Source organism: Halorubrum trapanicum, assembly GCF_002355655.1.
Classification (GTDB): domain Archaea; phylum Halobacteriota; class Halobacteria; order Halobacteriales; family Haloferacaceae; genus Halorubrum; species Halorubrum trapanicum_A.
The window spans coordinates 125,487-148,724 of the sequence record NZ_AP017569.1; the positions used below are offsets into that span (position 1 = coordinate 125,487).

21 protein-coding genes are annotated in these 23,238 nt (G+C 70.9%); 10 read left to right on the plus strand and 11 right to left on the minus strand.

Annotation, left to right across the window (positions count from 1 at the left end; all coding sequences use genetic code 11):
- Positions 1–5 precede the first annotated feature (5 nt).
- Positions 6–944, minus strand: coding sequence for a carbohydrate ABC transporter permease (locus CPZ01_RS00610; protein WP_096392937.1), 939 nt, complete (start codon positions 942–944; stop codon positions 6–8).
- Positions 945–948: 4 nt separating this feature from the next.
- Entirely contained in the window at positions 949–1,998 is a 1,050-nt protein-coding gene (locus CPZ01_RS00615; RefSeq protein WP_096392938.1) for an ATP-binding cassette domain-containing protein, read from the minus strand.
- Between the two features lie 156 nt (positions 1,999–2,154).
- On the opposite strand from CPZ01_RS00615, the gene CPZ01_RS00620 reads away from it, so the two are divergent.
- Entirely contained in the window at positions 2,155–3,678 is a 1,524-nt protein-coding gene (locus tag CPZ01_RS00620; RefSeq protein WP_096396067.1) for a trehalase family glycosidase, read from the plus strand.
- A gap of 75 nt (positions 3,679–3,753) precedes the next feature.
- A complete protein-coding gene (locus CPZ01_RS00625) occupies positions 3,754–4,452 on the plus strand; it encodes a nucleotide exchange factor GrpE (RefSeq protein WP_096392939.1) in 699 nt (232 codons plus the stop codon).
- 39 nt (positions 4,453–4,491) lie between these two features.
- On the opposite strand, the gene surE is transcribed toward CPZ01_RS00625, so the two are convergent.
- Entirely contained in the window at positions 4,492–5,286 is a 795-nt protein-coding gene (gene surE / locus CPZ01_RS00630) for a 5'/3'-nucleotidase SurE (RefSeq protein ID WP_096392940.1), read from the minus strand.
- A 122-nt stretch (positions 5,287–5,408) separates the two neighbouring features.
- Between surE and CPZ01_RS00635 the strand changes: the two genes are divergently transcribed.
- Entirely contained in the window at positions 5,409–5,765 is a 357-nt protein-coding gene (locus CPZ01_RS00635; protein WP_096392941.1) for a DUF5798 family protein, read from the plus strand.
- On the opposite strand, the gene CPZ01_RS00640 is transcribed toward CPZ01_RS00635, so the two are convergent.
- The gene (locus CPZ01_RS00640) at positions 5,762–6,379 is read right to left on the minus strand and encodes an acyltransferase (RefSeq protein ID WP_096392942.1); all 618 of its coding nucleotides are present in this window, start codon (positions 6,377–6,379) and stop codon (positions 5,762–5,764) included. The genes CPZ01_RS00635 and CPZ01_RS00640 overlap by 4 nt on opposite strands.
- Before the next feature lie 107 nt (positions 6,380–6,486).
- Complete coding sequence (gene purD / locus CPZ01_RS00645; protein WP_096392943.1) at positions 6,487–7,770, minus strand: phosphoribosylamine--glycine ligase; 1,284 nt, start codon at positions 7,768–7,770, stop codon at positions 6,487–6,489.
- Positions 7,771–7,912: 142 nt separating this feature from the next.
- On the opposite strand from purD, the gene CPZ01_RS00650 reads away from it, so the two are divergent.
- The 3 genes from CPZ01_RS00650 to CPZ01_RS00660 all read left to right on the plus strand — a co-directional run bounded on the left by CPZ01_RS00650 (position 7,913) and on the right by CPZ01_RS00660 (position 12,694).
- Positions 7,913–10,162 carry a thioredoxin domain-containing protein gene (locus CPZ01_RS00650; protein ID WP_096392944.1) on the plus strand — a complete coding sequence of 750 codons (2,250 nt, stop codon included), beginning with the start codon at positions 7,913–7,915 and terminating at the stop codon, positions 10,160–10,162.
- 103 nt (positions 10,163–10,265) lie between these two features.
- Complete coding sequence (locus CPZ01_RS00655) at positions 10,266–11,534, plus strand: HAD family hydrolase (protein WP_096392945.1); 1,269 nt, start codon at positions 10,266–10,268, stop codon at positions 11,532–11,534.
- A gap of 41 nt (positions 11,535–11,575) precedes the next feature.
- Positions 11,576–12,694 carry a geranylgeranyl reductase family protein gene (locus tag CPZ01_RS00660; RefSeq protein ID WP_096392946.1) on the plus strand — a complete coding sequence of 373 codons (1,119 nt, stop codon included), beginning with the start codon at positions 11,576–11,578 and terminating at the stop codon, positions 12,692–12,694.
- 25 nt (positions 12,695–12,719) lie between these two features.
- Here CPZ01_RS00660 and CPZ01_RS00665 read toward each other — a convergent pair whose 3' ends face one another.
- Complete coding sequence (locus CPZ01_RS00665) at positions 12,720–13,205, minus strand: TRAM domain-containing protein (RefSeq protein WP_096392947.1); 486 nt, start codon at positions 13,203–13,205, stop codon at positions 12,720–12,722.
- A 96-nt stretch (positions 13,206–13,301) separates the two neighbouring features.
- On the opposite strand from CPZ01_RS00665, the gene CPZ01_RS00670 reads away from it, so the two are divergent.
- On the plus strand, positions 13,302–14,534 hold the full coding sequence (locus CPZ01_RS00670; RefSeq protein WP_096392948.1) for a mandelate racemase/muconate lactonizing enzyme family protein: 1,233 nt from the start codon (positions 13,302–13,304) through the stop codon (positions 14,532–14,534).
- Positions 14,535–14,609: 75 nt separating this feature from the next.
- Here the strand turns inward: CPZ01_RS00670 and CPZ01_RS00675 are convergent, their stop codons facing one another.
- Positions 14,610–15,410 carry a PHP domain-containing protein gene (locus CPZ01_RS00675; protein ID WP_096392949.1) on the minus strand — a complete coding sequence of 267 codons (801 nt, stop codon included), beginning with the start codon at positions 15,408–15,410 and terminating at the stop codon, positions 14,610–14,612.
- Positions 15,411–15,610: 200 nt separating this feature from the next.
- On the opposite strand from CPZ01_RS00675, the gene CPZ01_RS00680 reads away from it, so the two are divergent.
- Positions 15,611–17,671 carry a peroxidase family protein gene (locus CPZ01_RS00680; RefSeq protein ID WP_096392950.1) on the plus strand — a complete coding sequence of 687 codons (2,061 nt, stop codon included), beginning with the start codon at positions 15,611–15,613 and terminating at the stop codon, positions 17,669–17,671.
- A 47-nt stretch (positions 17,672–17,718) separates the two neighbouring features.
- Here the strand turns inward: CPZ01_RS00680 and CPZ01_RS00685 are convergent, their stop codons facing one another.
- The 3 genes from CPZ01_RS00685 to CPZ01_RS00695 form a co-directional block, all read right to left on the minus strand.
- Entirely contained in the window at positions 17,719–18,936 is a 1,218-nt protein-coding gene (locus tag CPZ01_RS00685) for an MFS transporter (protein ID WP_096392951.1), read from the minus strand.
- Between the two features lie 151 nt (positions 18,937–19,087).
- On the minus strand, positions 19,088–19,657 hold the full coding sequence (locus CPZ01_RS00690; RefSeq protein ID WP_096392952.1) for an MOSC domain-containing protein: 570 nt from the start codon (positions 19,655–19,657) through the stop codon (positions 19,088–19,090).
- The gene (locus CPZ01_RS00695; protein ID WP_096392953.1) at positions 19,654–20,571 is read right to left on the minus strand and encodes a PLP-dependent cysteine synthase family protein; all 918 of its coding nucleotides are present in this window, start codon (positions 20,569–20,571) and stop codon (positions 19,654–19,656) included. The genes CPZ01_RS00690 and CPZ01_RS00695 overlap by 4 nt, the downstream gene beginning before the upstream one ends.
- A 618-nt stretch (positions 20,572–21,189) precedes the next feature.
- Here CPZ01_RS00695 and CPZ01_RS00700 point away from each other — a divergent pair.
- Positions 21,190–21,576 carry a TlpA family protein disulfide reductase gene (locus CPZ01_RS00700; protein WP_096392954.1) on the plus strand — a complete coding sequence of 129 codons (387 nt, stop codon included), beginning with the start codon at positions 21,190–21,192 and terminating at the stop codon, positions 21,574–21,576.
- Between the two features lie 15 nt (positions 21,577–21,591).
- Here CPZ01_RS00700 and CPZ01_RS00705 read toward each other — a convergent pair whose 3' ends face one another.
- Positions 21,592–21,807 carry a hypothetical protein gene (locus CPZ01_RS00705; protein ID WP_096392955.1) on the minus strand — a complete coding sequence of 72 codons (216 nt, stop codon included), beginning with the start codon at positions 21,805–21,807 and terminating at the stop codon, positions 21,592–21,594.
- Positions 21,808–21,899: 92 nt separating this feature from the next.
- Between CPZ01_RS00705 and CPZ01_RS00710 the strand changes: the two genes are divergently transcribed.
- Entirely contained in the window at positions 21,900–22,643 is a 744-nt protein-coding gene (locus tag CPZ01_RS00710) for a ThuA domain-containing protein (RefSeq protein ID WP_096392956.1), read from the plus strand.
- The last annotated feature ends 595 nt before the right edge of the window (positions 22,644–23,238 follow it).

Consider the following 23,238-nt stretch of genomic DNA (forward strand, 5'->3'; position numbering starts at 1 on the left):
GTCGATCAGTCCATTGACGCGATGTACCACGCCATCGGGAGCGCGATCAGGAGTTCGATGAGCGCGACGACCATCGCCTTGCTGTACTCGATCGGGACGGAGAACGCCGCCTGGTACACCTCGAGGCCCAGCACCGAGAACACCCCGCCCGGGCCGCCGGACGGGCCCCCGGCCGCGTAGACGATGGCGAAGATCCGGATCACCCAGATCATGCTCATGATCACCACGACCGCCGTCACAGGCTTGACGAGCGGCCAGATGATGTCCTTGAACCGCCGGAACCGTCCCGCGCCGTCGACGCGGGCGGATTCCAGCAACGCCGGATCGATCCCCGCGAGCGCGGAGCTGTACAACAGCATGCTGAACCCGGTCTGGACCCAGACCCCGCCGGCGATGAGCGCGTAGATCGCGATCTGCGGCTCCTGGACCCAGTTCCTGACCTGCCCCTCCAGCCCGATCGACCGGAGCAGCCCGTTGAAGATGCCGGCCTGCGGGTCGTAGACGAACAGCAGCACGAGGCCGATCACGACTGTGGGGGTCGTGAACGCGAGGAACACCATCGAGCGGAGGACGCTCCGCCCGCGCAGGTCGGCGAACAGCAGCGCGAGTCCGAGGCCGAGCAGCGTGCTCAGCGGGACGTGGACGACCATCCAGATGATGTTCTGCGGGAGCGCCCCCATCGGGTACTGGAACGCGAGGAGGTTGTCCCAGTTGATGATCGCGTCGTCTTGGAACGTCGCGATCCACGTCTGGAAGCCGACGAACTGCCCGATATCGAACCCGTTCCAGGAGAAGAACCCCCCGACCGCCGAGTACACCATCGGGCCGACCGAGAAGATGGCGAACAGCGTGAGCCCGGGGAGCATGAACACGAGGATCGCCGTGAGCTTCTCCGTGTCGACGTCGCGGTCGAGCCGGTCCTCGAGGTACGATCCGACTGACATGGTATCAGGCCACCAGTTCCCCGTCCTCGTCGTAGAGGTACGCGTCGGTCGGGTCGAACGTGAGGTGGACGTGATCTCCCGCCACGGCGTCCGTCTTCGGGACCTTGACGTTCACCACGGAGCCGCCCACCTCGACGTTGACCAGCACGTACTCCCCGAGCGGTTCGACCGTCTTCACCGTTCCCGCCACCGTCCAGTCCGTGTCCGGCGGGTCCGTCGACACGTCGATGTCCTCGGGTCGGACCCCGACGGACACGGTCGGCGACGACGACTCCGTCGGCGTGGGGAGGGTGTTGCCCTCGGCGAGCTGAACGGTGCCGTCGCGGTTCTCGCCCTCGAAGAGGTTCATGGGCGGCGACCCGATGAACTTCGCGACCCACGTGGTCCGCGGTCGCTCGTACAGCTCCTCGGGGTCGGCGACCTGCCGGATCGTCCCGTCGTTCAACACGACGATCTTGTCGCCCATGCTCATCGCCTCCTCCTGGTTGTGCGTGACGTACACCGTGGTGATCCCGAGCTCGTTCTGGATCCGCTTGAGTTCGGAGCGCATCTCCAGGCGGAGCTTCGCGTCGAGGTTACTGAGCGGCTCGTCGAGGAGGAACACCGACGGCTCGCGGACGATCGCCCGCGCGAGCGAGGTCCGCTGACGCTGCCCGCCGGATATCTCCCCGGGGTCGCTCTCCATCTGGTCTTCGATGTGGAGCAGCTCGGCGACCTGCGCGACCCGCTCGTCGCGCTCCTCGGGCGGAACCCCCCTGACCTTCAGCGGATACTCGATGTTCTCCCTGACGGTCATGTGGGGGTACAGCGCGTAGTTCTGGAACACCATCGCGACGTTGCGATCGGCGGGCGGGGTCCCGTCGACGCGGTCGTCGTCGAAGTGGATCTCCCCCTCCGAGGGGTCCTCCAACCCCGCGATCATCCGGAGCGCGGTCGTCTTCCCGCAGCCGGACGGCCCCAGGAACACCACGAACTCCCCGTCGTCCACCTCCATGTCCAGCTTGTAGTTGGCGACCGTGTCACCCCCGTCGAAGTACTTGCTCACCGATCGCATGCTAATGCGGGTCATCAACTACCCGCTCGTATTCATTTATTACACTTATAATTAATCATAGACCTTGGATAAGAGGACGGCCGCCGATGTGCGGTATCCGTTCTCTGTCCGGCTAATTCAATAATTACTTAGCGATCCTTTCACTACGTGTGGAAGATGAGTTCCGGTCTCTTCGACTACACCAATTTCCCGCAGATCTCCGGCGAGCTCTTTCGCACCGTCCAGCGTCGGGACCTCTTCGACGACGACAAGCGGTTCGTCGACGCCGAACCGCGCGTCTCCCCCGATCTCGTCTTCGAGCGGTATCTGACCGGACGGGACCGTCCCGACTTCGATCTGGGGTCGTTCGTCGAGGACCACTTCCGGCTGCCGGAGCCGGTCGCCGCGACCCCGGACCTCACCGCGTCGCGCTCGATGGAGGACCACGTCTCGTCGCTGTGGGGGGCGTTGACCCGCACGTTCGAGGAGGACGGTTCGGCGGGCTCGACCCTCATCCCCCTCCCGAACCCGCACGTCGTGCCGGGCGGTCGCTTCCGCGAGATGTACTACTGGGACAGCTACTTCACCGCGGAGGGGCTGGCGGCGGCCGACCGAGCCGAGCTGATCGCGGGAATGGTCGAGAACGTCGGGTCGCTCCTGGACCGCTTCGGGTTCGTCCCGCTCGGGAACCGGGCGTACTACGACAGCCGGTCGCAGGTCCCGCTGTTCTACCGCATGCTCCGCGTGCTGGAGCGCGCCGAGGGGTTCGACGCGGTCGCGCCCCACGTCGAGGCGCTCCGGACGGAACACGAGTTCTGGATGGAGGGCGCCAGCGGCGTCGACGGGACCGACGATCCCGCGACGCACCGCCGCGTCGTCGGACTCGCGGACGGGACGGTCCTCAACCGGTACTGGGACGACCGCGCCCGCCCGCGGCCGGAGTCGTACCACGAGGACCGGCGGCTCGCCGAGCGGGTCGACGTCGACGACCGACCCGGGCTGTTCCGCGACGTCCGGGCGGCCTGCGAGTCCGGGTGGGACTTCAGCTCCCGGTGGCTCGCGGGCGACGACCTCACCACCATCCGGACGACGGAACTGGTGCCGGTCGACCTCAACGGCGTCCTCTTCGGCATGGAGTCCGCCCTCGCGGAGTGGCTCCCGCGCGTCGGACGGAGCGAGGTCGGCGAGCGGTACGCCGACCTGGCCGCCGACCGCCGCGAGGCGATCAACCGATACTGCTGGGACGCGGACGCGGGGTTCTACGTCGACCACTCGTGGGTCGACGACCGGCGGTCAGACCGCCTCACGCTCGCCGGCGTCGCGCCGCTGTTCACCGGCGCCGCGACCGACGACCGGGCGGCCGCGGTCGCGGACCGGCTCCGTCGCGACTTCCTCCGCCCCGGCGGACTGGTGACGACGCTGGAGACCACCGGCCAGCAGTGGGACGCGCCGAGCGGCTGGGCGCCCCTCCACTGGATGGCCGTCACCGGCCTGCGCCGGTACGGCCACGACGACCTGGCCGACGAGATCGCGACCCGCTGGGTCGACCTCGCGCGGAGCTCCTTCGAGGAGACCGGCCGCATGGCGGAGAAGTACGACGTCCGGACGGTGGGCGAAACGACCGATCTGGGCGAGTACGAGCCCCAGTACGGGTTCGGCTGGACGAACGGCGTCGTCACGGCGCTGTCGGCCCGCGAGTAGGGCTCCGGAGGGGAACTGGGACTCGTCGCGTCGCGGTTCTGAACGCTTATCCCCGACGACCGACTTCGATCGGGTATGAGCGACGACGACGCCGTCGATGTCGAGTCCCCCGACGAGGCCGAGGGCGACGCGGCGAGAGCGAACGGCACGGCGGAGGCGGCCGCCGAGGGAGCGGCCGGCGAGTCGGCCGGCAACGAATCGGCCGACGGGGAGCCGAGCGGCGGGGCCCGCCGCGACGGCGAGGCGATCGCCGCGGCCGTCGCCGAACACGACGAGGCGCTCGCCCGGGAGGTCGCCGCCCTTGAGGCCGACCTCGAAGAGGCCCGCGAGCGGCTCCGCGAGCGCGACGAGGAGGTCGACGAGCTGACGAGCAAGCTCGCCCGCGTGAAGGCGGACTTCAGCAACTACAAGGAGCGCGCGAAGCGGAAGCAGGAGGACATCCGCGAGCGCGCCTCCGAGGCGCTCGTCGAGCGGCTCACTCCCGTCCGAAACGACCTCCTGCGCGCGCTCGACCAAGACGAGGGGAGCGACCTCCGTCCCGGCGTCGAGTCGACGTTAGAGAAGTTCGACGAGGTGCTCGCCGACGAGGGCGTCGAGTCGATAGCGCCGGAGCCCGGCGAGGAGGTCGACCCCGCGCGCCACCAGGTGATGCTCCGCGTCGACAGCGACCGCCCGGAGGGGACGATCCACGAGGTGTACGAGCCCGGCTACGAGATGGGCGACCGCGTGCTGAGCGAGGCGAAGGTGACCGTCAGCACCGGGGACGGGGAGTAGCGCGTCGGCTCTCCCGAGACCGAGCGGTGCGGACCCTTTTCACGACCGAACCGCCGCCTCGTAGGCGTCCGCCAGCTCGTCGAGCCCCGCGTTCGGCTCCGCCGCGTGCGGCACCGACAGCGGCGAGACGGACACCTCCCCGTCGACGACGGCGCGCCGGTCGGTCCCGACCGGGTCCGGCACGTCGCCGTCGTTCATCCGCCCCCAGATCGGGTCGGAGAATCCCACGCGGCCGTCGCCGTTCCGTTCCGCGCGCATCCCGTACCACGTCGAGGGCGTCGTGACGCGGAGCGGCGCGCGCGCTTCGTCCGCGATGGGCGCGTTGACGTTGAGGTAGTCCGCGCGGTCGAACACGCCCGCGCCGACCGCCTCGTCGACCAGGAACCGCGTCGCGCGGACCGCGTGCGCGAAGTCGGCGCCCTCGAACTCCCGCTTCCACCAGTCGTCACCGCCGGGGACGTACATCGAGGTCGCCACGGCGGGCACGTCGAAGAACGCCGCCTCGACCGCCGCGGAGACGGTCCCCGACCGTCCGAGGGTGTAGGCGCCGAGGTTCGCCCCCTCGTTACAGCCCGCGACGACCGCGTCGGCGTCCGGGACGAGCTCGTCGAGGCCGGCGACGACGCAGTCGACCGGCGTCCCCTCGACGACGTACCCCAGCTCGTGGTCCGCGACCGCGACGTCCTCCGAGAGGCGGCGGCCGACGGACGACTGGTCGTCGGCCGGCGCGACGACGGTCACCGCGTACTCGTCGGCGAGCGCGTCGTACAGCGCGCGCAGCCCCGCGGCGTCGACGCCGTCGTCGTTGGTCAACAGGATCCGGTCGACGCTCATACCCGGATCACGGGCGAGTCGGGCAAAAGCCCACCGTCGGCCGGAGGCGCGACGGCACCGAAGCGGCCGCGGAGGCCGGACCGAACGGAAAAGCACACGTATCGCCGGGCCGACGCGTCGGTATGGGATTCGGGGACACCGCCAAGAAGATCCAGACGCTCGCCGACCGCGCGGAGCGCACCTACAAGAAGATCAGCGAGCTCCGCGACGAGGTCGACGAGACGCAGGAGACGGTGAAAGACACCGCGGAGCGCGTCAAGACGCTCGAAAACGAGATGGCCGAACAGCGCGCCGTCCTCGACGCCGTCGCCGAGGAGGTCGGCGTCGACTTAGAGCGCGTGAGCACCGAGGCGCACATCACGGACGCCGAGGCGTCGGCGGCCGCCGAGGGCGACGCCGATTCGGACGCCGCCGGCGACGCGGACGCCGACTCGGCCGCGACCGTCGACCCCGACGCGAGCGACGAGGACGCCGCTTAATCGTCGCTCGCAGCCGCGTCGGCCTGCGAGACGACCTCCGCGGGCACGCCCGCGACGGTCGCGCCGGGCGGCACGTCCTCCGCCACGAGGGAGTTCGCGGCGACGCGCGCGCCCTCGCCGACGGTGACGCCGGGGAGGACGATCGCCCCCGCGCCGATCATCGCTCCCTCCTCGACGACCACGTCGCCGAGCCGGTACTCCTCGCGGAGGAACTCGTGGCAGAGCAGCGTGGCGTCGTACCCGATTATCGCGTCGTCGCCGACGGTGATCCGCTCGGGCCAGAACACGTCCGGCGTCGACTCCAGTCCCCACGCGACGCCGGTCCCGACTGTGACGCCGATCCGCCGCAGTAGCCAGTTCTTCAGCCGGAGGCTCGGACAGATCCGCGCGAGGACGATCACGACGTAGTTGCGGACGACCGCGAGCGGCGACTTCGCGTCGGGCCACGACCACAGCGAGTTGCGGGGGCCCGGCGTCGGAAATCGGTCGAGGCGATCGCTGCGGGGCGTCTCGGCGTCGTCGCGCGTCGCGTCCGGGTCCTCGCGCGTGGCATCCGAATCGCCGCCCGTCGCGTCCGGATCGTCGGGCGCCGCGGCCGCGTCGTCGTCTGTCACGTCACGCCGTTCGGCCGGCGAGAATAAAAGGGTCGCTCCCGGCCGCGACGGTTCGGAGCGCGGCGGCGACGGTTCGGGGGCGGCCGCGACCCGGGCGACTCGCGGCCTCAGTTCCGGAGTTCGTCCATGTGGTCGATCCGGCGCCGGACGAGGTCCGCCTTCCCGATGTCGTGGCGGATCCGGACGCGGTCGCCCGCGGCCGCCAGCGCGTTCTCGGCCTGTTCCTCGGCGGCCGCGATCGAGTCGCCGCGACCGACGACGGCGAACGCGCGCGACGTGGTCGTGTACAGGCGGCCGTCGCGCTCGTCGACGCTCGCGTAGTAGAGGAGCGCGTCGCCCGCGCCCTCCTCGTCGACCGCGATCTCCGCGCCCGCGTCGGGGTCGGTCGGGTAGCCGTCGGGAACCGCGTACTTACAGACGGTCGCCTCGCCCGAGAACGCGAGTTCGGGGAGCGACTCGCCGTCGCGCGCGGCGGCGAGCACGTCGACGAAGGGCGTGTCGAGGACGGGCAGCGTGTTCATCGCCTCGGGGTCGCCGAAGCGCGCGTTGAACTCGACGACCTTCGGCCCCTCGTCGGTGAGCATGAACTGGCCGTACAGCACGCCCTTGTAGTCCGGGAGGGCGTCGACGACGGCGTCCAGTACGTCGACGGCCGCGTCGTAGTCGCCCTCGGCCATGAACGGCAGCGAGAGGCCCGTGTCGGAGTACGACCCCATCCCGCCGGTGTTCGGCCCCTCGTCGCCCTCGTAGGCGCGCTTGTGGTCCTGGACTGCGGGAGTCGTTCGCACGTCGCCGTTGGCGACGAATGCCTGGATCGTGAACTCCTCGCCGACGAGCCGCTCTTCGAGGACGACCCGCTGGTAGTCGGAGTCGCGGAGGTACGCCTTCGCCTCTTCGGCGGTCACCTGATCGCCGATCACCTTCACGCCCTTGCCGCCGGTGAGCCCGGCGGGCTTGACCGCGAGGTCGCCGTCGTACTCGTCGATGTACTCGCGGGCCGCCGTCATGTCGTCGAACACCGCGTAGTCCGGACAGCCCGGGATCGCGTGTTCCTCCATGAACTCGCGCTGGTACGCCTTGTCCGTCTCCAGACGCGCCTCCGCCGCCCGGGGGCCGAACGCGTAGACGCCGGCGTCGTCGAGCGCGTCGGCGACGCCGGCCTCCAGCGCCGATTCGGGGCCGATGACCGCCAGGTCCGCGCCGACCGCGGTCGCGTAGTCGGCGACCGCGGCGGCGTCGGTCTCGTCGATCGCCTCGAAGCCCTCGGCGAGTCGCCGGATCCCCGGGTTCCGGACGCTCGCGCAGGCGTACAGCTCGCAGTCGTCCGCCACGGCGCGGGCGATCGCGTGTTCGCGCCCGCCGCCCCCCACCAAGAGTACGGTCTCCGTCATGTCCGACGGATACCCGCACGGTAGTGTAAGCCTTACTCTCTGTCCGGTCCGAGATACACATAATCGTGGTTGTTTTCTGGATTGAGGGCCGGCGCTCGTCCCGGTGCGGACGCCTTTTGCCCCGCCGGGCCGAATCGGGCGTATGTCACAGCCGACCGAGCGGAACCGCCTCGACGGGGAGGCGAGTCCCTACCTCCAACAGCACGCGGACAACCCCGTTAACTGGCAGCCGTGGGGCGACGAGGCGTTCGAGCGAGCGCGCGAGCACGACGTGCCGGTGTTCGTCTCCATCGGCTACTCCTCGTGTCACTGGTGTCACGTCATGGCGGAGGAGAGCTTCGAGGACGAGTCGGTCGCGAGCGTCGTGAACGAGTCGTTCGTCCCGATCAAGGTCGACCGCGAGGAGCGGCCGGACGTCGACAGCACGTTCATGACCGTCTGCCAGCTCGTCACGGGGGGCGGCGGGTGGCCGCTCTCGGCGTGGTGTACGCCCGAGGGGAAGCCGTTCTACGTCGGGACCTACTTCCCGCCCGAGCCGCGCCAGAATCACCCCGGCTTCCGCGGGCTCTGCGAGCGGATCGCCGACTCCTGGAGCGACCCCGAGCAGCGCGAGGAGATGAAGCGGCGCGCCGACCAGTGGGCCGAGAGCGCGCGCGACGAACTTGAGTCGGTGCCGACGCCGGACGCAGGAAATCCGGACGGTGAAGGCGACGCCTCGCCGTCGGGAGAGGACCTGCTCGACACGGCCGCCGCGGCCGCGCTCCGCGGCTACGACGAGGAGTACGGCGGCTTCGGGAGCGGCGGCGCGAAGTTCCCGATGCCGGGACGGATCGACCTCCTCATGCGCGCGTACGCCGGCCGCGGCCGCGATGCGCTCCTCTCGGCCGCGACGGGGACCCTCGACGGGATGGCCCGCGGCGGGATGTACGACCAGATCGGCGGCGGGTTCCACCGCTACGCGGTCGACCGCGAGTGGACGGTCCCGCACTTCGAGAAGATGCTGTACGACAACGCCGAGCTGCCGATGGCGTACCTCGACGGCTACCGCCTGTCGGGGGACCCCGCGTACGCCCGCGTGGCGAGCGAGTCGCTCGCGTTCCTCGACCGCGAGCTGCGCCACGACGACGGCGCGTTCTTCAGCACGCTCGACGCGCGGAGCCGGCCGCCCGAGAGCCGGCGGGGCGAGGACGAGAGCGAATCCGCCGAGGACGAGGACGTCGAGGGCGCCTTCTACGTCTGGACGCCCGAGGAGGTCGACGCCGTCCTCGACGAGCCGGCGGCGTCGCTCGCGAAGGAGCGGTACGGGATCCGGTCCGGCGGCAACTTCGAGCGCGGCACGACCGTCCCGACGATCGCGGCCTCGATCGAGGAGCTGGCCGCGGAGCGCGACCTCTCGTCCGACGGGGTCCGAGAGATTCTGACCGAGGCCCGAACGACGCTGTTCGACGCGCGGGAGTCGCGGCCGCGGCCCGCCCGCGACGAGAAGGTGTTGGCCTCGTGGAACGGGCGGGCGATCTCAGCGTTCGCGCGGGCCGGGAACGCCCTCGGCGAGCCGCACGCCGACATCGCCCGCGAGGCGCTCGACTTCTGCCGCGAGCGGCTCCACGATCCGGACGCCGAGACCGGCGCGCTCGCCCGGCGCTGGCTCGACGGCGACGTGCGCGGGCCGGGGTACCTCGACGACTACGCGTTCCTCGCGCGCGGCGCGCTCGACGTCTACGCCGCGACCGGCGACCCGGAGCCGCTCGGGTTCGCGCTGGAGTTGGCCGAGGACCTCGTCGACGAGTTCTACGACGCCGACGACGGGACGATCTACTTCACCCGCGACCTCGACAGCGAGGGGGCCGCGAAAGGCGGTGAGAGCGCCGGGGACGCCGACACCGGGCCGCTCATCGCGCGGCCGCAGGAATTCACCGACCGGTCGACGCCGTCGAGCCTCGGCGTCGCGGCCGAGACGCTCGCGCTCCTCGACGGCTTCCGGACCGACGGGGAGTTCCGCGAGATCGCCCGGCGCGTCGTGCGGACCCACGCGGACCGAGTCCGCGGGAGCCCGCTGGAACACGCCTCGCTCGTGCGGGCCGCGGACGTCGTCGAGACCGGCGGTATCGAGGTGACGATCGCCGCCGACGAGGTCCCCGCCGAGTGGCGCGAGACGCTCGGCGAGCGGTACCTGCCGGGCGCCCTCGTCGCGCCGCGCCCGGCCACGGAGGACGGACTCGACGAGTGGCTCGACCGACTCGACATGACGGAGGCGCCGCCGATCTGGGCGGACCGCGACGCGACCGACGGCGAGGCGACCGCCTACGTCTGCGAGGGGTTCACCTGCTCGCCGCCGCGGACCGAGCTCGACGCGGCGCTGGAGTGGTTGGAGACGCGGGAGCCGTCGAAGTAGCGACGCGTGAGCCGTCGAAGTAGCGATGCGGGCGGTCGCGCTCCTCGACGCCGGGTCCGACGGGAGACGGTACGTTTTACGGACCCCGGATCGCAGGGCGACCATGGAGCGGCACGACCTCCTCTATCGCCTGTACGACGAGTTCGACGCGGAGACGCTCCGCGAACACCAGTCGTTCGTGGACCTGTTCCCTCCCGTCGACTCGCGGGTGGCGCTGGAGCACTGGGAGGAGGCCAGCGAGGAGCTCGACCGACTGAAACGAGAGATCCGGGAGTCGCTGCCCGGGGGAGCCACCTACGCCGAGATCGCGGCCCACGCCGACCGGGAGGCGGCGTTCACCGCGCTTGACCTCCACGCGCGCTACGACCGCGCCGTCAACGCCCTCGTGTTGGACGTCGACGAGACGCTCCGGTCCGCGGGCGGCACGGACAACGAGATCCCCCGGGAGACGCTCCACGTGCTGACGGAGCTGCACGACGCCGGCATACCGATCGTCATCTGTACCGGCCAGACGCTGGAGAACGTGAAGGGGTTCATGATCCAGGGGCTCGGCAACGAGCTCGTCCACTCCGGGCGCTTCTCGATCGTCTACGAGGCCGGAAACGGCGTGTTCACCCCGGGCCACGGCTCGCGCACGAAGCGTCTGCTGTACGACGACCTCGACGAGTCGGTCCGCGGGACCTTCGACGCGGTGCGGTCGCGGGCCCTCCCGGACGCGCCGGAGAACGTCCGCCGCGGCTGTCACCTCCAGGGAAACGAGTTCAACGTCACCCTGAAGCCCAACTTCGAGACCGGCGGCGCGGACGCCGAGGCCGTGATCGACGACGGGCTCGTCCACCTGATCGACCTGCTCGGCGAGGTCGTCGTCGATCGGGTCGCCGACGGCCTCGACGCGGACGGCGTCGATCCGGGAGACCGCGGCGCCGCGTGGGCGCGCGCCCACTACGCGGCGGCCGACCCCGAGATCCGGGAGGTGATCGAGGCGGCGGACGTCGACGACCCGGCCGAAACCGGCGCGGTTCCGGAGCCGGTCGCGTCGCTGTTCGACCGGATAGACGTCGGCTACTACCGCGCCGACGCCGCGGAGATCAGCTCGCTGGAGCTGGACAAGGTCGCCGGCGTCGAGGCGGCGCTCGACGTGCTCGACGTTCGGGACCCGTTCCTCATGGTGATGGGCGACAGCAAGTCCGACCTCCGGGTGATGGAGTGGGTCGCCGAACGGGGGATGGGCGTCTCGGCGGCCCCCGAACACGCCACCGCGGACGTGCTCTCGCACGTGCTCGACCGCGACGAGCTGGTGTTCGCGCGCGGGCAGTCCGCGGCGATGCTCCGGACCGTTTACGTCCTCAACCTACTGGCTCGCCTCGAGTAAGCCGCGTCGTAATTAAATATCCCCGTCACCTCGCTCCCTCCATGTACGATTTCGTCGTCGTGGGCGCGGGCCCGCCGGGCTCCCGGTTCGCCCGGCGCGCGGCCGAGGCCGGCCGCGACGTCGTCGCCTTCGAGAAGGGGTCGGTCGGCGAGCCGCTCGCCTGCTCCGGGCACGTCTCCGACGACGTGTGGGAGTACGTCCCCGACGGCGCCCGCGACGAGCTCCTCCAGAACCTGGTGTACGGCGCTCGCTTCCACGTCGGCGGTCAGGGGTCGAAGGCGTACCCGTTCTACAAGCGGGAGCCGGTGTCGAACGTGATCGACCGCGTCGGCCTCGACCGCGCACTCGCGGACTGCGCGCGCGAGGCCGGCGCCGACGTGCGAGAGAACCACACGGTCGTCGGCGTCGAGGAGCGGTCCGAGCGGGTCGTCGTCGACGTCAAGACGCCCGCGGGCGACGTGGAGCGGGTCGAGGCGCGGATGGTCGCCGGCTGCGACGGGCCGACCTCGCGGGTGCGCCGCGCGCTCGACCTCCCGGAGCCGGACGAACTGCTCCACGGCGTCCTCGGGTTCGATCCGGAGCCGGACGCGGGCGACTTCGTCGACGTCCACCTCACCGCGCCGACGTTCTTCGCGTGGCGGATCCCCCGCGACGACGCGGGCGTCGAGTACGGGTTAGCGGCGCCGCCGAGCGAGGACGTGTCGGGGATGTTCGACCGGCTCACGGACGCGTACGGCGCGACGACCGACCGACGCTGCTCGGGGGCGATCCCCGTGGGCCCGCCGGCCCGGACGACGAGCGACCGCGGCTTCCTGATCGGCGACGCCGCCGCGCAGACGAAGCCGTTCACCGGCGGCGGCATCCTCTACGGGATGCGCGCGGCCGACGTCGCCGCGGCCGCGATCGACCCGCGCGACCCGGCGACGCTCGCCGACTACGAGTCCGGGTGGCGCGACGAGCTCGCCACGGAGATCCGGCTCGGAAAGGCGATCCGGCGGTGTTACTCGCTGCCCGAACCGATTCAGCGGGTCGGGCTGCGGGCGCTGTCGGGCGAGATCGGCGTCCACATGGACGAGCCGACCTCGTTCTTTTCGGCGTCCAACCTGCGGTCGCTGTTCTCGCGGGGGCCCCCGCCGGAACAGAAAAGCCGCGGCGACTGAGTGGCGCTTCGACTCCGCTCGGTCGCTACTCCTCGACGACGTTCGCGAACGAGACGTTCTCGCGGACGCTCGTGATCTCGACGGTCGGCTCCTCGCCGGGCTCGGCGTCCGGGACGATGACGACGTAGCCGCGCTCGATCTTCGCGATCCCGTCGCCCTTGTCGCCCAAGGTCTCGATCGTCACGTCCCGTACCTCGCCCTCCGAGACGGGCGGGTCCGGCTGTACCGCGCCGGCGGCGCCGCGAGAGGTGGGGCGCTGGCCGTCGTCGGACGCGGCCTCGCCCGAGCTACTGCTCGCGTCAGGGACGGAGGCGGCGTCGCCGTCGGCGGCGGACGCCGACCCCCCCTCGTCGGGCCCGGAGCGGTCTAAGACGGCGATCCGATACGTTTCCCCCTCGGTGACGCTTCCGTGTTCGATCTCCGAGGCGGGCACGGTGACGACGTAGTCGTCGCCGCGGGACTCCACCCGACCCGTGTACAGACACGCGAGAGAATCGGTGATTTCGACCATGGGTGCCATTGCGCGTACGGGGATGAAAAGCCACCTGTTCGGACGCGCGGCGTGCGAAGGTAAACGTTTACCCTGTTCCGAATGAACCGGGGTCGTATGAGCCGTAACTACGAGTCGCTCCACGACCCGAACGCGGAGTACACGATGCGGGAGCTCTCCGCCGAGACGATGGGGACCACCGGAACGCGCGGCGGCGGCCGCGACGTCGAGATCACGGACGTCCAGACGACGATGGTCGACGGGAACTTCCCGTGGACGCTCGTTCGCGTCTACACCGACGCGGGCGTCGTCGGCACCGGTGAGGCCTACTGGGGCGCCGGCGTGCCCGAACTCATCGAGCGGATGAAGCCGTTCGTCGTCGGCGAGAACCCGCTCGACATCGACCGCCTCTACGAGCACCTCATCCAGAAGATGTCCGGCGAGGGCTCCGTCGAGGGCGTCACCGTCTCGGCCATCTCCGGCATCGAGGTCGCGCTCCACGACGTCGCCGGCAAGATCCTCGACGTCCCCGCCTACCAGCTGCTCGGCGGCAAGTACCGCGACAAGATGCGCGTCTACTGCGACTGCCACACCGAGGAGGAGGCCGATCCCGAGGCGTGCGCCGACGAGGCCGAGCGCGTCGTCGACGAGTTGGGCTACGACGCCCTGAAGTTCGACCTCGACGTGCCGAGCGGCTTCGAGAAGGACCGCGCGAACCGCCACCTCCGCCCCGGCGAGATCCGGCACAAGGCGGAGATCGTGGAGAAGGTCACCGAGCGCGTGAAGGACAAGGCCGACGTCTCCTTCGACTGCCACTGGACGTTCTCGGGCGGCTCCGCGAAGCGCCTCGCGGACGCCATCGAGGAGTACGACGTGTGGTGGCTCGAAGACCCCGTCCCGCCGGAGAACCTCGAGGTCCAGGAGGAGGTCACGAAGAACACGACCACGCCGATCACGGTCGGCGAGAACCGCTACCGCGTCACCGAACTGCGCCGCCTCATCGAGAACCAGGCGGTCGACATCGTCGCGCCCGACCTACCGAAGGTCGGCGGCATGCGCGAGACCCGCAAGATCGCGGACGTGGCGAACCAGTACTACGTCCCGGTCGCGATGCACAACGTCGCCTCGCCGGTCGCGACGATGGCGGCGGCACACGTCGGCACCTCGATCCCGAACTCGCTCGCGATCGAGTACCACTCCTACGAGCTCGGCTGGTGGGAGGACCTCGTCGAGGAGGACGTCATCGAGGACGGCTACATCGAGGTGCCCGAGAAGCCGGGCCTCGGCCTCACGCTCGACATGGACACCGTCGAGGAGCACATGGTCGACGGCGAGACGTTGTTCGACTGAGCGAAGCGAAGTCGAACTCGATAGGCGAGCGCAGCGAGCCTATCGGTGTTTGACGAGGCGTAAGCCGAAGTCAAGCTATTCCCCACTTGTTCTGGAGTCCGAAACGATTTCACCGATCCGCAGCGGCTCCAACCCGCGCCGGTCGAGTTCGGCCTCGACCTCCCGCGCTCGGGGCGCAATCTCGTCCGGTTCGTGGCTGTCGGTCCCGACGGTCGCCCCGGTCCCCGCGTCGACGAGACGGTCGAGGAACGCGGGCGCCGGGTGGAACTCCCCGTAGTCGTCGAGCAGGCGTCCGGCGTTGATCTCCGGGGCGGTCCGCGAGCTCCGGAGGGCGTCGGCGACCGCGGCGTAGTGGTCCTCGGTCGCGAACCCGCGGAGGTGCGGGTTGCGCTCGATCAGGTCCGGGTGCGCGGCGACCGCGAACAGCTCCGACTCGACGAGCGAAACGAGCTTCTCGAAGTAGCGGTCGACCAGTTCGCGCCGCTCGGACTCCGGCTTGTCCGCGAAGTGCGAGCGCGTGTGGACGTTCGCGCCGTCGAGTTCGTGGACGCTGCCGACGGCGTAATCGAAGCCGGCGTCGTCGAGGAACTCCGCGATCGCGTCCTCGTGGGCGGGGTCGTAGTCCATCTCGACGGCGTCGAACACGTCGATGTCGACGTCCCCGCGGACCGCCTCGATCGCCTCGCGGCGCCGCTCGTACGTCAGGTCGAGGTTGAACCCCAACGCGCGCTTGTAGCGCCGCGCGCTCGGCTCCGGCGAGACGTTACAGTGGTCGGCGAGCCCGATCCCGTCGAGTCCGGCGTCCGCGGCCGCGTCGACCATCCACCGGAGGAACGCCCCGTCCGAGTAGTTCGTGTGGGCGTGGTAGTCGTACACGGTGGCCGTTCGTCACGGTCCGACTCGAAGGTTCGGGTCGCACGGACCGCGTTCGCACGCGAGACCCGGCCCCGGCGCGCCGCGATCGAACCAGCAACATGATCCGCGAAACTCGTTGAAAGTTCATTTAGAAAATTTTTTCTCACTGATGATTGGTTTATGATACCATGAGTACTACTGACAAGATACGCTGTCGCGTCGTGGACGGCGACGACCGGCCGCTGGCGGGTCGGGTCGTGGTCGGCGAGCGGCGGGGCGGCGACGGGGACCGGATCGGCTACTGGACCACGGACGACGACGGGGGGTTCGTCCTCGAGGCGGACGGCGGCGTCGACGTCGACGACGTCTCGTTCACGGTGCGGAACCCCGCCGGCGGGGGCGATGCGGAGCCGGTCCGACGGCGAGACCGGCCGGAGGGGAACGAGACGACGCTTCGCCTAATGGTGAACGCGCACAGCGTCGCGATCCACGGTGGAACCGAACACCGGGGGATGAACGACGCGGCGTGTACCGCCGCCGGGCCGGTCAGGAGCCACCGGTTCCACACGCAGTTCCCGGGGCTCGACCCGTACGAGCGCGACGAGGACCTGCTCCGGACGCTCGGCGGCGCCGACGGCGAGGCGGGCGCGCCGATGATGGAGTCGCCCGACGACCCGGTCGGCGACGCCGAGACCCCTGCCGGCTACGGGATCTTCGGCCAGTTCGTCGACCACGACGTCACGTTCGACCCGACCTCCGACATCGACCGGCGCAACGACCCGGCGGCGCTGCGGAACTTCCGCACCCCGGCGCTCGACCTCGACTCGCTGTACCGGACGAACGCCGAGGCGGCGCCGTTCCTCTACGACCACGAGACGGACGAGCGCAAGCTGCTCACCGGTCAGGCGGCCGCGCCCGACGCCCAGGACGGCGGGGGGCTCTCGGGGCTCCCCGGGACCGACCTCCAGCGGAACGAACAGGGGGTCGCGGTGATCGGCGACCCGCGAAACGACGAGAACGTGGTCGTCTCCCAGCTTCAGCTCGCGTTCGTCAACTTCCACAACCGCGTCGTCGACCACCTCCGCGGCCCGGGCTCCGACCTCGTCGAGGAGGGCGAGTCCGTCCTCGAAGCGGCGCAGCGGCTCGTCAGGTGGCACTACCAGTGGGTCGTGCGACACGACTTCCTGCCGCGGATCTGCGATCGGTACGTCCTCGACGACATCGAGGAGCGCGGCCGGCAGCATTTCGTCCCGCCGGGGCGCACCCCGGCGATCCCCGTCGAGTTCGGCGGCGCCGCCTACCGCTTCGGCCACAGCATGATCCGGAACGCGTTCGACGTCAACGACGAGGTCGGCGAGGTGCCGCTGTTCCCGACCGGGGCGGGAGACGGTCGGAACCTCCGCGGCGGGCGGCCGGTCCCGAGCGACCTCGTCGTCGACTGGTCGCGCCTGTTGGACACCGGCGACGGCGACTACCAGCCCGCGCGGAAGATAGACTCCCGGCTCGCGCCGACGCTGTTCGACCTGCCGATATCGGGCGACTCCTCGCTCGCCGTCCGGAATCTCCGCCGCGCGAAGGCGCTGGGCATCTCCTCCGGGCAGGACGTCGCAGCGCGGATGGGGTACGACCCGATCCGCAACGAGGCGTTCGGCGAGGACTCGCCGATCATGCGGACGCTCCGGACGCACGGCCGCGGCGCCGACCCGCACGCGCCCCTGTGGTACTACGTGCTCGCGGAGGCCGAGCACCAGCAGGACGGCGAGCGCCTCGGCGCGGTCGGCAGCCGGATCGTCGCCGAGACGCTCATCGGGCTGCTCGAGGCCGACGAGAGCGCCTACCCGAACGCCGCGCCCGACGACTGGGAGCCGAGCCTCCCGCAGCCGACCCCGACCGAGGGGTACACGCTCGCCGACGTCACGGCGTTCGCGGCGGAGGCGGAGCCCGACGGGCTCGTGATCCACGCCGTCGACGCGGGGCCGGGCAGCGGCGTCGGCGACGGATCGGGCGGCCCCCTCGACGAGTCGGTGACGCTGCGCAACGCCGCGGACGACCCGATCGACCTGACCGGGTACGTCGTCGACCTCGACGGCCAGCGCGACGACCTCCCCGGCGCGACGCTCGGCCCGGACGAGACCCTCACCGTTCACGTCGGCTCGGGGACGGACACGGCGACCGACCACTACCTCGGACGAAGCGCACCCGCGCTCGACGACGAGGGCGAGGTCGTCACGGTCTACGGACCCGACGGCGAGCGCTCGACGCGACGGCGCTACGTCGGCTGACCGGGGAGAGCCGGGAGCGACCGCGGGCGCGGCGCCCTCCGACCGCCTCACCGCCCCTCGCCGACGAGCGCGTTCGCGGAGATGACGAGGAACGCGACCCCTGACATCCCGGCGATGACCGCGAACGACGCCGCCCAGCCGAAGAGGTCCGCGACGAGGCCGACGCCGACGGAGCCGGCCGAGCCGATCACCGTGTAGACGGTTCGGATCAGCCCGAAGCCGGCGCCGCGCTCCGCGTCGCCGAGCGCGTCCATGAAGCGCGGGTCGATCGCCGAGAAGAACGAGGAGCCGAGGCCGGCGAGGAACACGGCGACTCCGAGGCCGGCGAGCGTCGGGAGCGCCGGCAGCCCGACCGCGGTCGGGAGTTCGACGAGGTCGGGGAGCGCGACCAGCCCCCCGAGGCCGAGCGCCCCGCCGGAGAGCGCCGCGGCGATGCTCGCGTCGCGGCCCAGCCGGTCGGAGAGCCGGCCGAGCCCGACCTGCGCCCCGGCGCGGACGACGAAGAACGCGGAGAAGACGCCGCCGGCGAACGCGGGCGAGTACCCCCGAAGCTCGACGAGGAACGTCGGCAGAAAGGAGATGACGCCCTGCGCGACGTACGTCCCGAGCGTCGCGACCGCGAGCGGGACGAGGATCTCGCGGCGCCCGACGAGTTCGAGCAGAGGCCCGAGCCTGAGCCGCTCCGCAACCGGCTGGTCCGGGCGCCGCGGCTCGGTCGGACGGACTCGCCGCGCGAACAGGACGAAGATGGGGACGCCGACCAGCGCGGCGAGCGCGACGCCGGGCCGCCAGCCGTGGCGGACGCCGACCCACGTCGCCGCGACCGGCGCGACGAGTCCCGCCAGCGGGCCGCCGAGCGAGTGGATCCCGACCGCGGTGCCGAGGTCGTCGAACGTCCGCGAGAGCAGCGTGGTCGCCACCGCGTAGTGGAGCCCCGCCGCGAGCCCGAGGAACACCGCCGCCAGCACGAACGCGGGGAAGACGGGCACGACGGCGAGCAGGAGGCTCGTCGCGGTCGTTCCCCCGACCGCGACGAGGATGACGCGTCGCTCGCCGAACCGGTCGGCGAGGATGCCGCTCGGGAACTGCGAGAGGCCGTAGGCGAACCACATCCCCGAGAGCGCGACGCCGACCGCCGTGTTCGAGACCTCGAAGTCGTCGATGATGAGGGGGACGACCGGGCTGATCGCCAGCCGGGCGAAATAGGTCACGAAGAAGGCGAGCATACACAGCGTCAACACCGTGTGGCGGTAGCGCCAGTTCACGTCGACCGCCGCCTCCGCGCCGCTTGGTCCGGTCGGTTCGCTGGCGAGAGGGTCCGAACGTCCGTGGCGTCGACTGCGCGGTTCACGTCTCGTCTCGGCCGACTCGCGCGACCCGTATAAACCGTCCTCTCGCGGCGAGCCGTCGGGGGGTTCACTCTCGGTCCGCGGTTCGATCCTCTTCCGCGGTTCGCTCCCGCTCCGCGAGCCGCTCCGCGATCGCCGCGCCCGCGGTGCGCGGATCGGCCTCGCGGACCGCGACGGCGTCGCCGACCGCGACGCGGCCGGGCTCGACCACGTCACAGCAGAGTCCGCCGCGGTTCCGGAGCGCCGACGCGAGCCCGTCCTCGCCGGCGAGCTCCTCGACGTGGGCGCAGGGCGGGCGCCGCCGGGTCGGGCGCAGGAGCGCGTCGCCCACCGCGACGGTCGCGTCGAGCAGCGCGTCCATCTCGGCGCCGAACCCGTCGACGACGACGTTCCGGCGGTGCCGGCCGTCGCGCACGTCGATGCCGGTCTCCTCGCGGACCGCCGCGAGCGCCTCCGCGGCGACGAGGGTGACCGCGCAGGCGTCGAGCCGGAAGTGGCCGTCGCCGCTTCGGTAGCGGTCGCCCGCGACGCCGTCGGGGCGGATCTCGACCGCGTCGCGGCGGACGGGAGGCGCGCCGCTCTCGGGGGCCGTGACGAGCGCGTCGACCGCGCCGGTCCGCGTCGACTCCGCGGTCACTCGTCGAAGGTCCCCGCGGTCAGGTAGCGCTCGCCGCTGTCCCAGAAGACGGTAACGACGAGCGGTTCCTCGCCGGCGAACGAGCCGCGCTCGCGGAGTTCGGCCGCCACGTCCTTCGCGGCGAGGTTCGAGGCGCCCGACGACTGACCGACTAAGATCCCCTCCTCGCGGGCGAGGCGGCGGCACTCGGCCTCGGCGTCCTCGAGTTCGACCGTGCGGATCTCGTCGATCAGGTCGACGTCGAGGTTCGGCGCGACGAACCCCGGCCCCATCCCCTGAAAGCCGTCGTTCCCCGCCGGACCGCCGGAGAGGACGGCGTTGTCCGCGGGCTCGACCGCGTCGATCCGGACGTCCGGGAACGCCTCGCGCAGGCGGCGGCCGATCCCGGAGAGCGTGCCCCCCGTCCCGACGCCGGCGACGAGGGCGTCAATGGTCCGGTCGCCGACCTGATCGAGTATCTCCGGCCCGGTCGTCTCGTAGTGCGCGCGGGGGTTCGCGGGGTTCTCGAACTGGCGGAGCTGGACGGTGTTCGGGTCTTCTTCGAGCTCGTCGGCGCGCTCCTTCGCGGCCGAGATGTCGCCGTCGACGAGCTCGACCGTCGCGCCGTACGCCTTCATCAGGCGGCGGCGCTCGACCGACTTCCCCTCCGGGATCACGAGCCTGACGTCGTAGCCGCGCACCGCGCCGACCATCGCCAGCCCGATGCCGGTGTTGCCCGAGGTCGGCTCCACGATGCGGTCGCCCGGCTCGATCTCGCCCGCCTCCTCCGCGGCCTCGACCATGTACCGCGCCGGGCGGTCCTTGGCCGAGCCGCCCGGGTTGCGGGACTCGACTTTCGCCGCCACCGTCGTTCCCGCGGGCGCGTCGACCCGCACCAGCGGCGAGCCGAGCGTCGACAGGATGTAGTCGTCCATTACCCGAACGGAGGCGGCCGCGACCCAAAGGCCCCGCGGACTCCGGCAATCGATGTCGGCCGCGACGACCGAATCGGTTTATAAATCACCGCGAGTCGGACGAGGCCGTTTATAAATAGACGGCCGACACCGCGGGGCCGACGCGGTGGCGCGTGCCGACGAGCGCCGCAACGCGGCGCGAGTCGCACGCGCGAGGGAGTCGCTGGCGCCCGGAGCGAAGCGGAGGGGGCCAGCGACGAGGCTGGGGAGGCGTGAGGTGCGGGGCTGTCCGATGCGGGGTTGTGCGGTGCGGGGCGGGACTCGAAGGGGCGGGCGCGAGGCGGGCGCAGGCGACGGTAGGACCGCAGCGAGTGAGCGCAGCGAACGAGCGAGGACCGCCCCGAGCGTGCGCCCGCCTCGCGCCCGGGGCTTCGGAGGGGCCCGTGTCGATCAGCGATTTATAAGCAGCCGTGTCCAGCCGAGCGCCCGGGGCTTCGGAGGGGTCCGTGTCGAGTCCCCACTTAAAAGCGGTCGGGTCGGCGTACCGCCGGAACGTCGGGCTGTTCGCGCCGCGACCGACCGGAACCTCGTCTTGCCACCGACGCGCCGTTTACGTTGCTCCGCGACCAACGTGGCGCCATGACCCTCGAAACCCTCGCGCCCGCCGCCGACCTCGACGCGGACGCGTTCGACGACGCCGTCCTCGAAGCGCTCGGAGCCGACGACTACGTATTTAAGGTGTGGGGCGGCGACTGGTGCGGCGACTGCCAGCGCCAGCTCCCCGAGTTCGGCGCCGCGCTCGCGGCCGCCGGCGTCCCCGACGACCGGATCGAGGCGTACCCGGTGACGAAGGGGCCCGACGGCAAGGAGGGCGAACTGGTCGCGGAGTACGGCATCGAACTGATCCCCACCGTCGTCGTCGAGTCGCCCGACGGCGAGGAGCTCGCGCGGTTCGTCGAGGAGGAGGCCGTCTCCATCGCGGCGTACCTGGCCGACCGGCTCGCGGACGTCGAAGCGACCGCCTGAATCGACTGCCGCCGCTCAGTCGTCGCTCGCGTTCACGTCGAACGCGTAGTAGAGCCCGGTCATCGTGACGCCCATCGTGACCGCTTGGACCGTCGTGGTGATGTCGAGGAGGATCCCGACCGAGAGGAGCGTCGTCGTCACTATCACGCCGGCGAGGAGGGCGTATCTGAGCCGCGAGAGCCCGCGCGCCCAGTCGTCGAGCCGGCGATACAGCGTCCGGGGACTCGTCATGGGCCGTCGTGTCGTGCGCGAGGCAAGTGCCTTCGGGTCCGCGCGCCACGTCGAGGCCGAGCGCTCAAGTCGGTCCGGCGACGACGCGGCGTATGGCACGCGTTACGGTCTGGAACGAGTACCGCCACGAGCGCGAGAGCGACGTCGTCGCCGACGTGTATCCCGACGGGATCCACGCGGTCGTCGCGGACGCGCTGGAGGAGGGCGGCCACGAGGTGCGCACCGCGACGCTCGACGAGGGGCCGGAGCACGGACTTCCCGAAGAAGTCCTCGACGACACCGACGTGCTCGTCTGGTGGGGCCACGCCGCCCACGACGAGGTGCGCGACGCGGTCGTCGACCGGGTCCACGAGCGCGTCCTCGACGGGATGGGACTGCTGGTTCTCCACTCCGCGCACTACTCGAAGATCTTCAAGCGGCTGATGGGCACCAGCTGTTCGCTGAAGTGGCGCGAGGCCGCCGAGCGCGAGCGGCTGTGGACGATCGAGCCGAGCCACCCGATCGCGGACGGGATCGGCGAGCGGATCGAGCTGGACGAGACGGAGATGTACGGCGAGCGGTTCGACGTCCCCGCGCCCGACACCCTCGTCTTCACCTCCTGGTTCGAGGGCGGCGAGACGTTCCGCTCCGGCTGCTGTTACCGGCGCGGGAGCGGGAAGGTGTTCTACTTCCGGCCCGGCCACGAGACGTACCCGATCTACTACGACGAGGACGTCCGGCGGGTCCTCCGGAACGCGGTCGACTGGGCGGAGCCGGGCGACGGCCCGACGCCCGAGTTCGGTAACGCCGACCCGATCGAGGAGATCGACACGAGCGACGACCGGACGGTTCACTGATTGGAGTTAGCGGTGTACGGGAGATCTAACCACGGAATTCCGGTGAAACCCTCCGACGCCCCTGACATCAGTTGATAAATGATTGACCGGAGATCGGCCGCGAACACCTCCAAAGCCCCAGCCGCGAGGTCTCGCGCGACTCGCTGTCGTTCGAAAGGCGCTTCGCGCCTTTCGTGATGACGAGAGAGCTTCGCTCTCTCGAACCACGCTCCTCACACGGTCGCTACCGCTCCCTCGTTGCGGTGCTTGCGTCGTCGTGCTTCGTCCTCGCGGCTGCCCCTTTGAGTCCCGCCCCGCACCGCACAGCACCGCACCTCACGCCTCCCCAGCCTCGTCGCTGGCGGCCTTCGCTCCGCTCTGGCCGCCAGCGACTCCCTCGCGCGTGCTCCTCGCGGCCGCCGAAGGCGGCCACTCGGAGGCACGCGCCACCGCAGTTCGTTTATAAGTAATCGCCTCCGCCACTCACTCCATTTAAATATCGCATCACTGTCGCTGTACTGGTTCCGACGGCCGCGAAGAAACCGACGAGCCGGCGGCTCAACGGTGTAGAGTGACCGCCGCTACGGCGCGGACGTTGAAAGGCGGCCGCCTCACG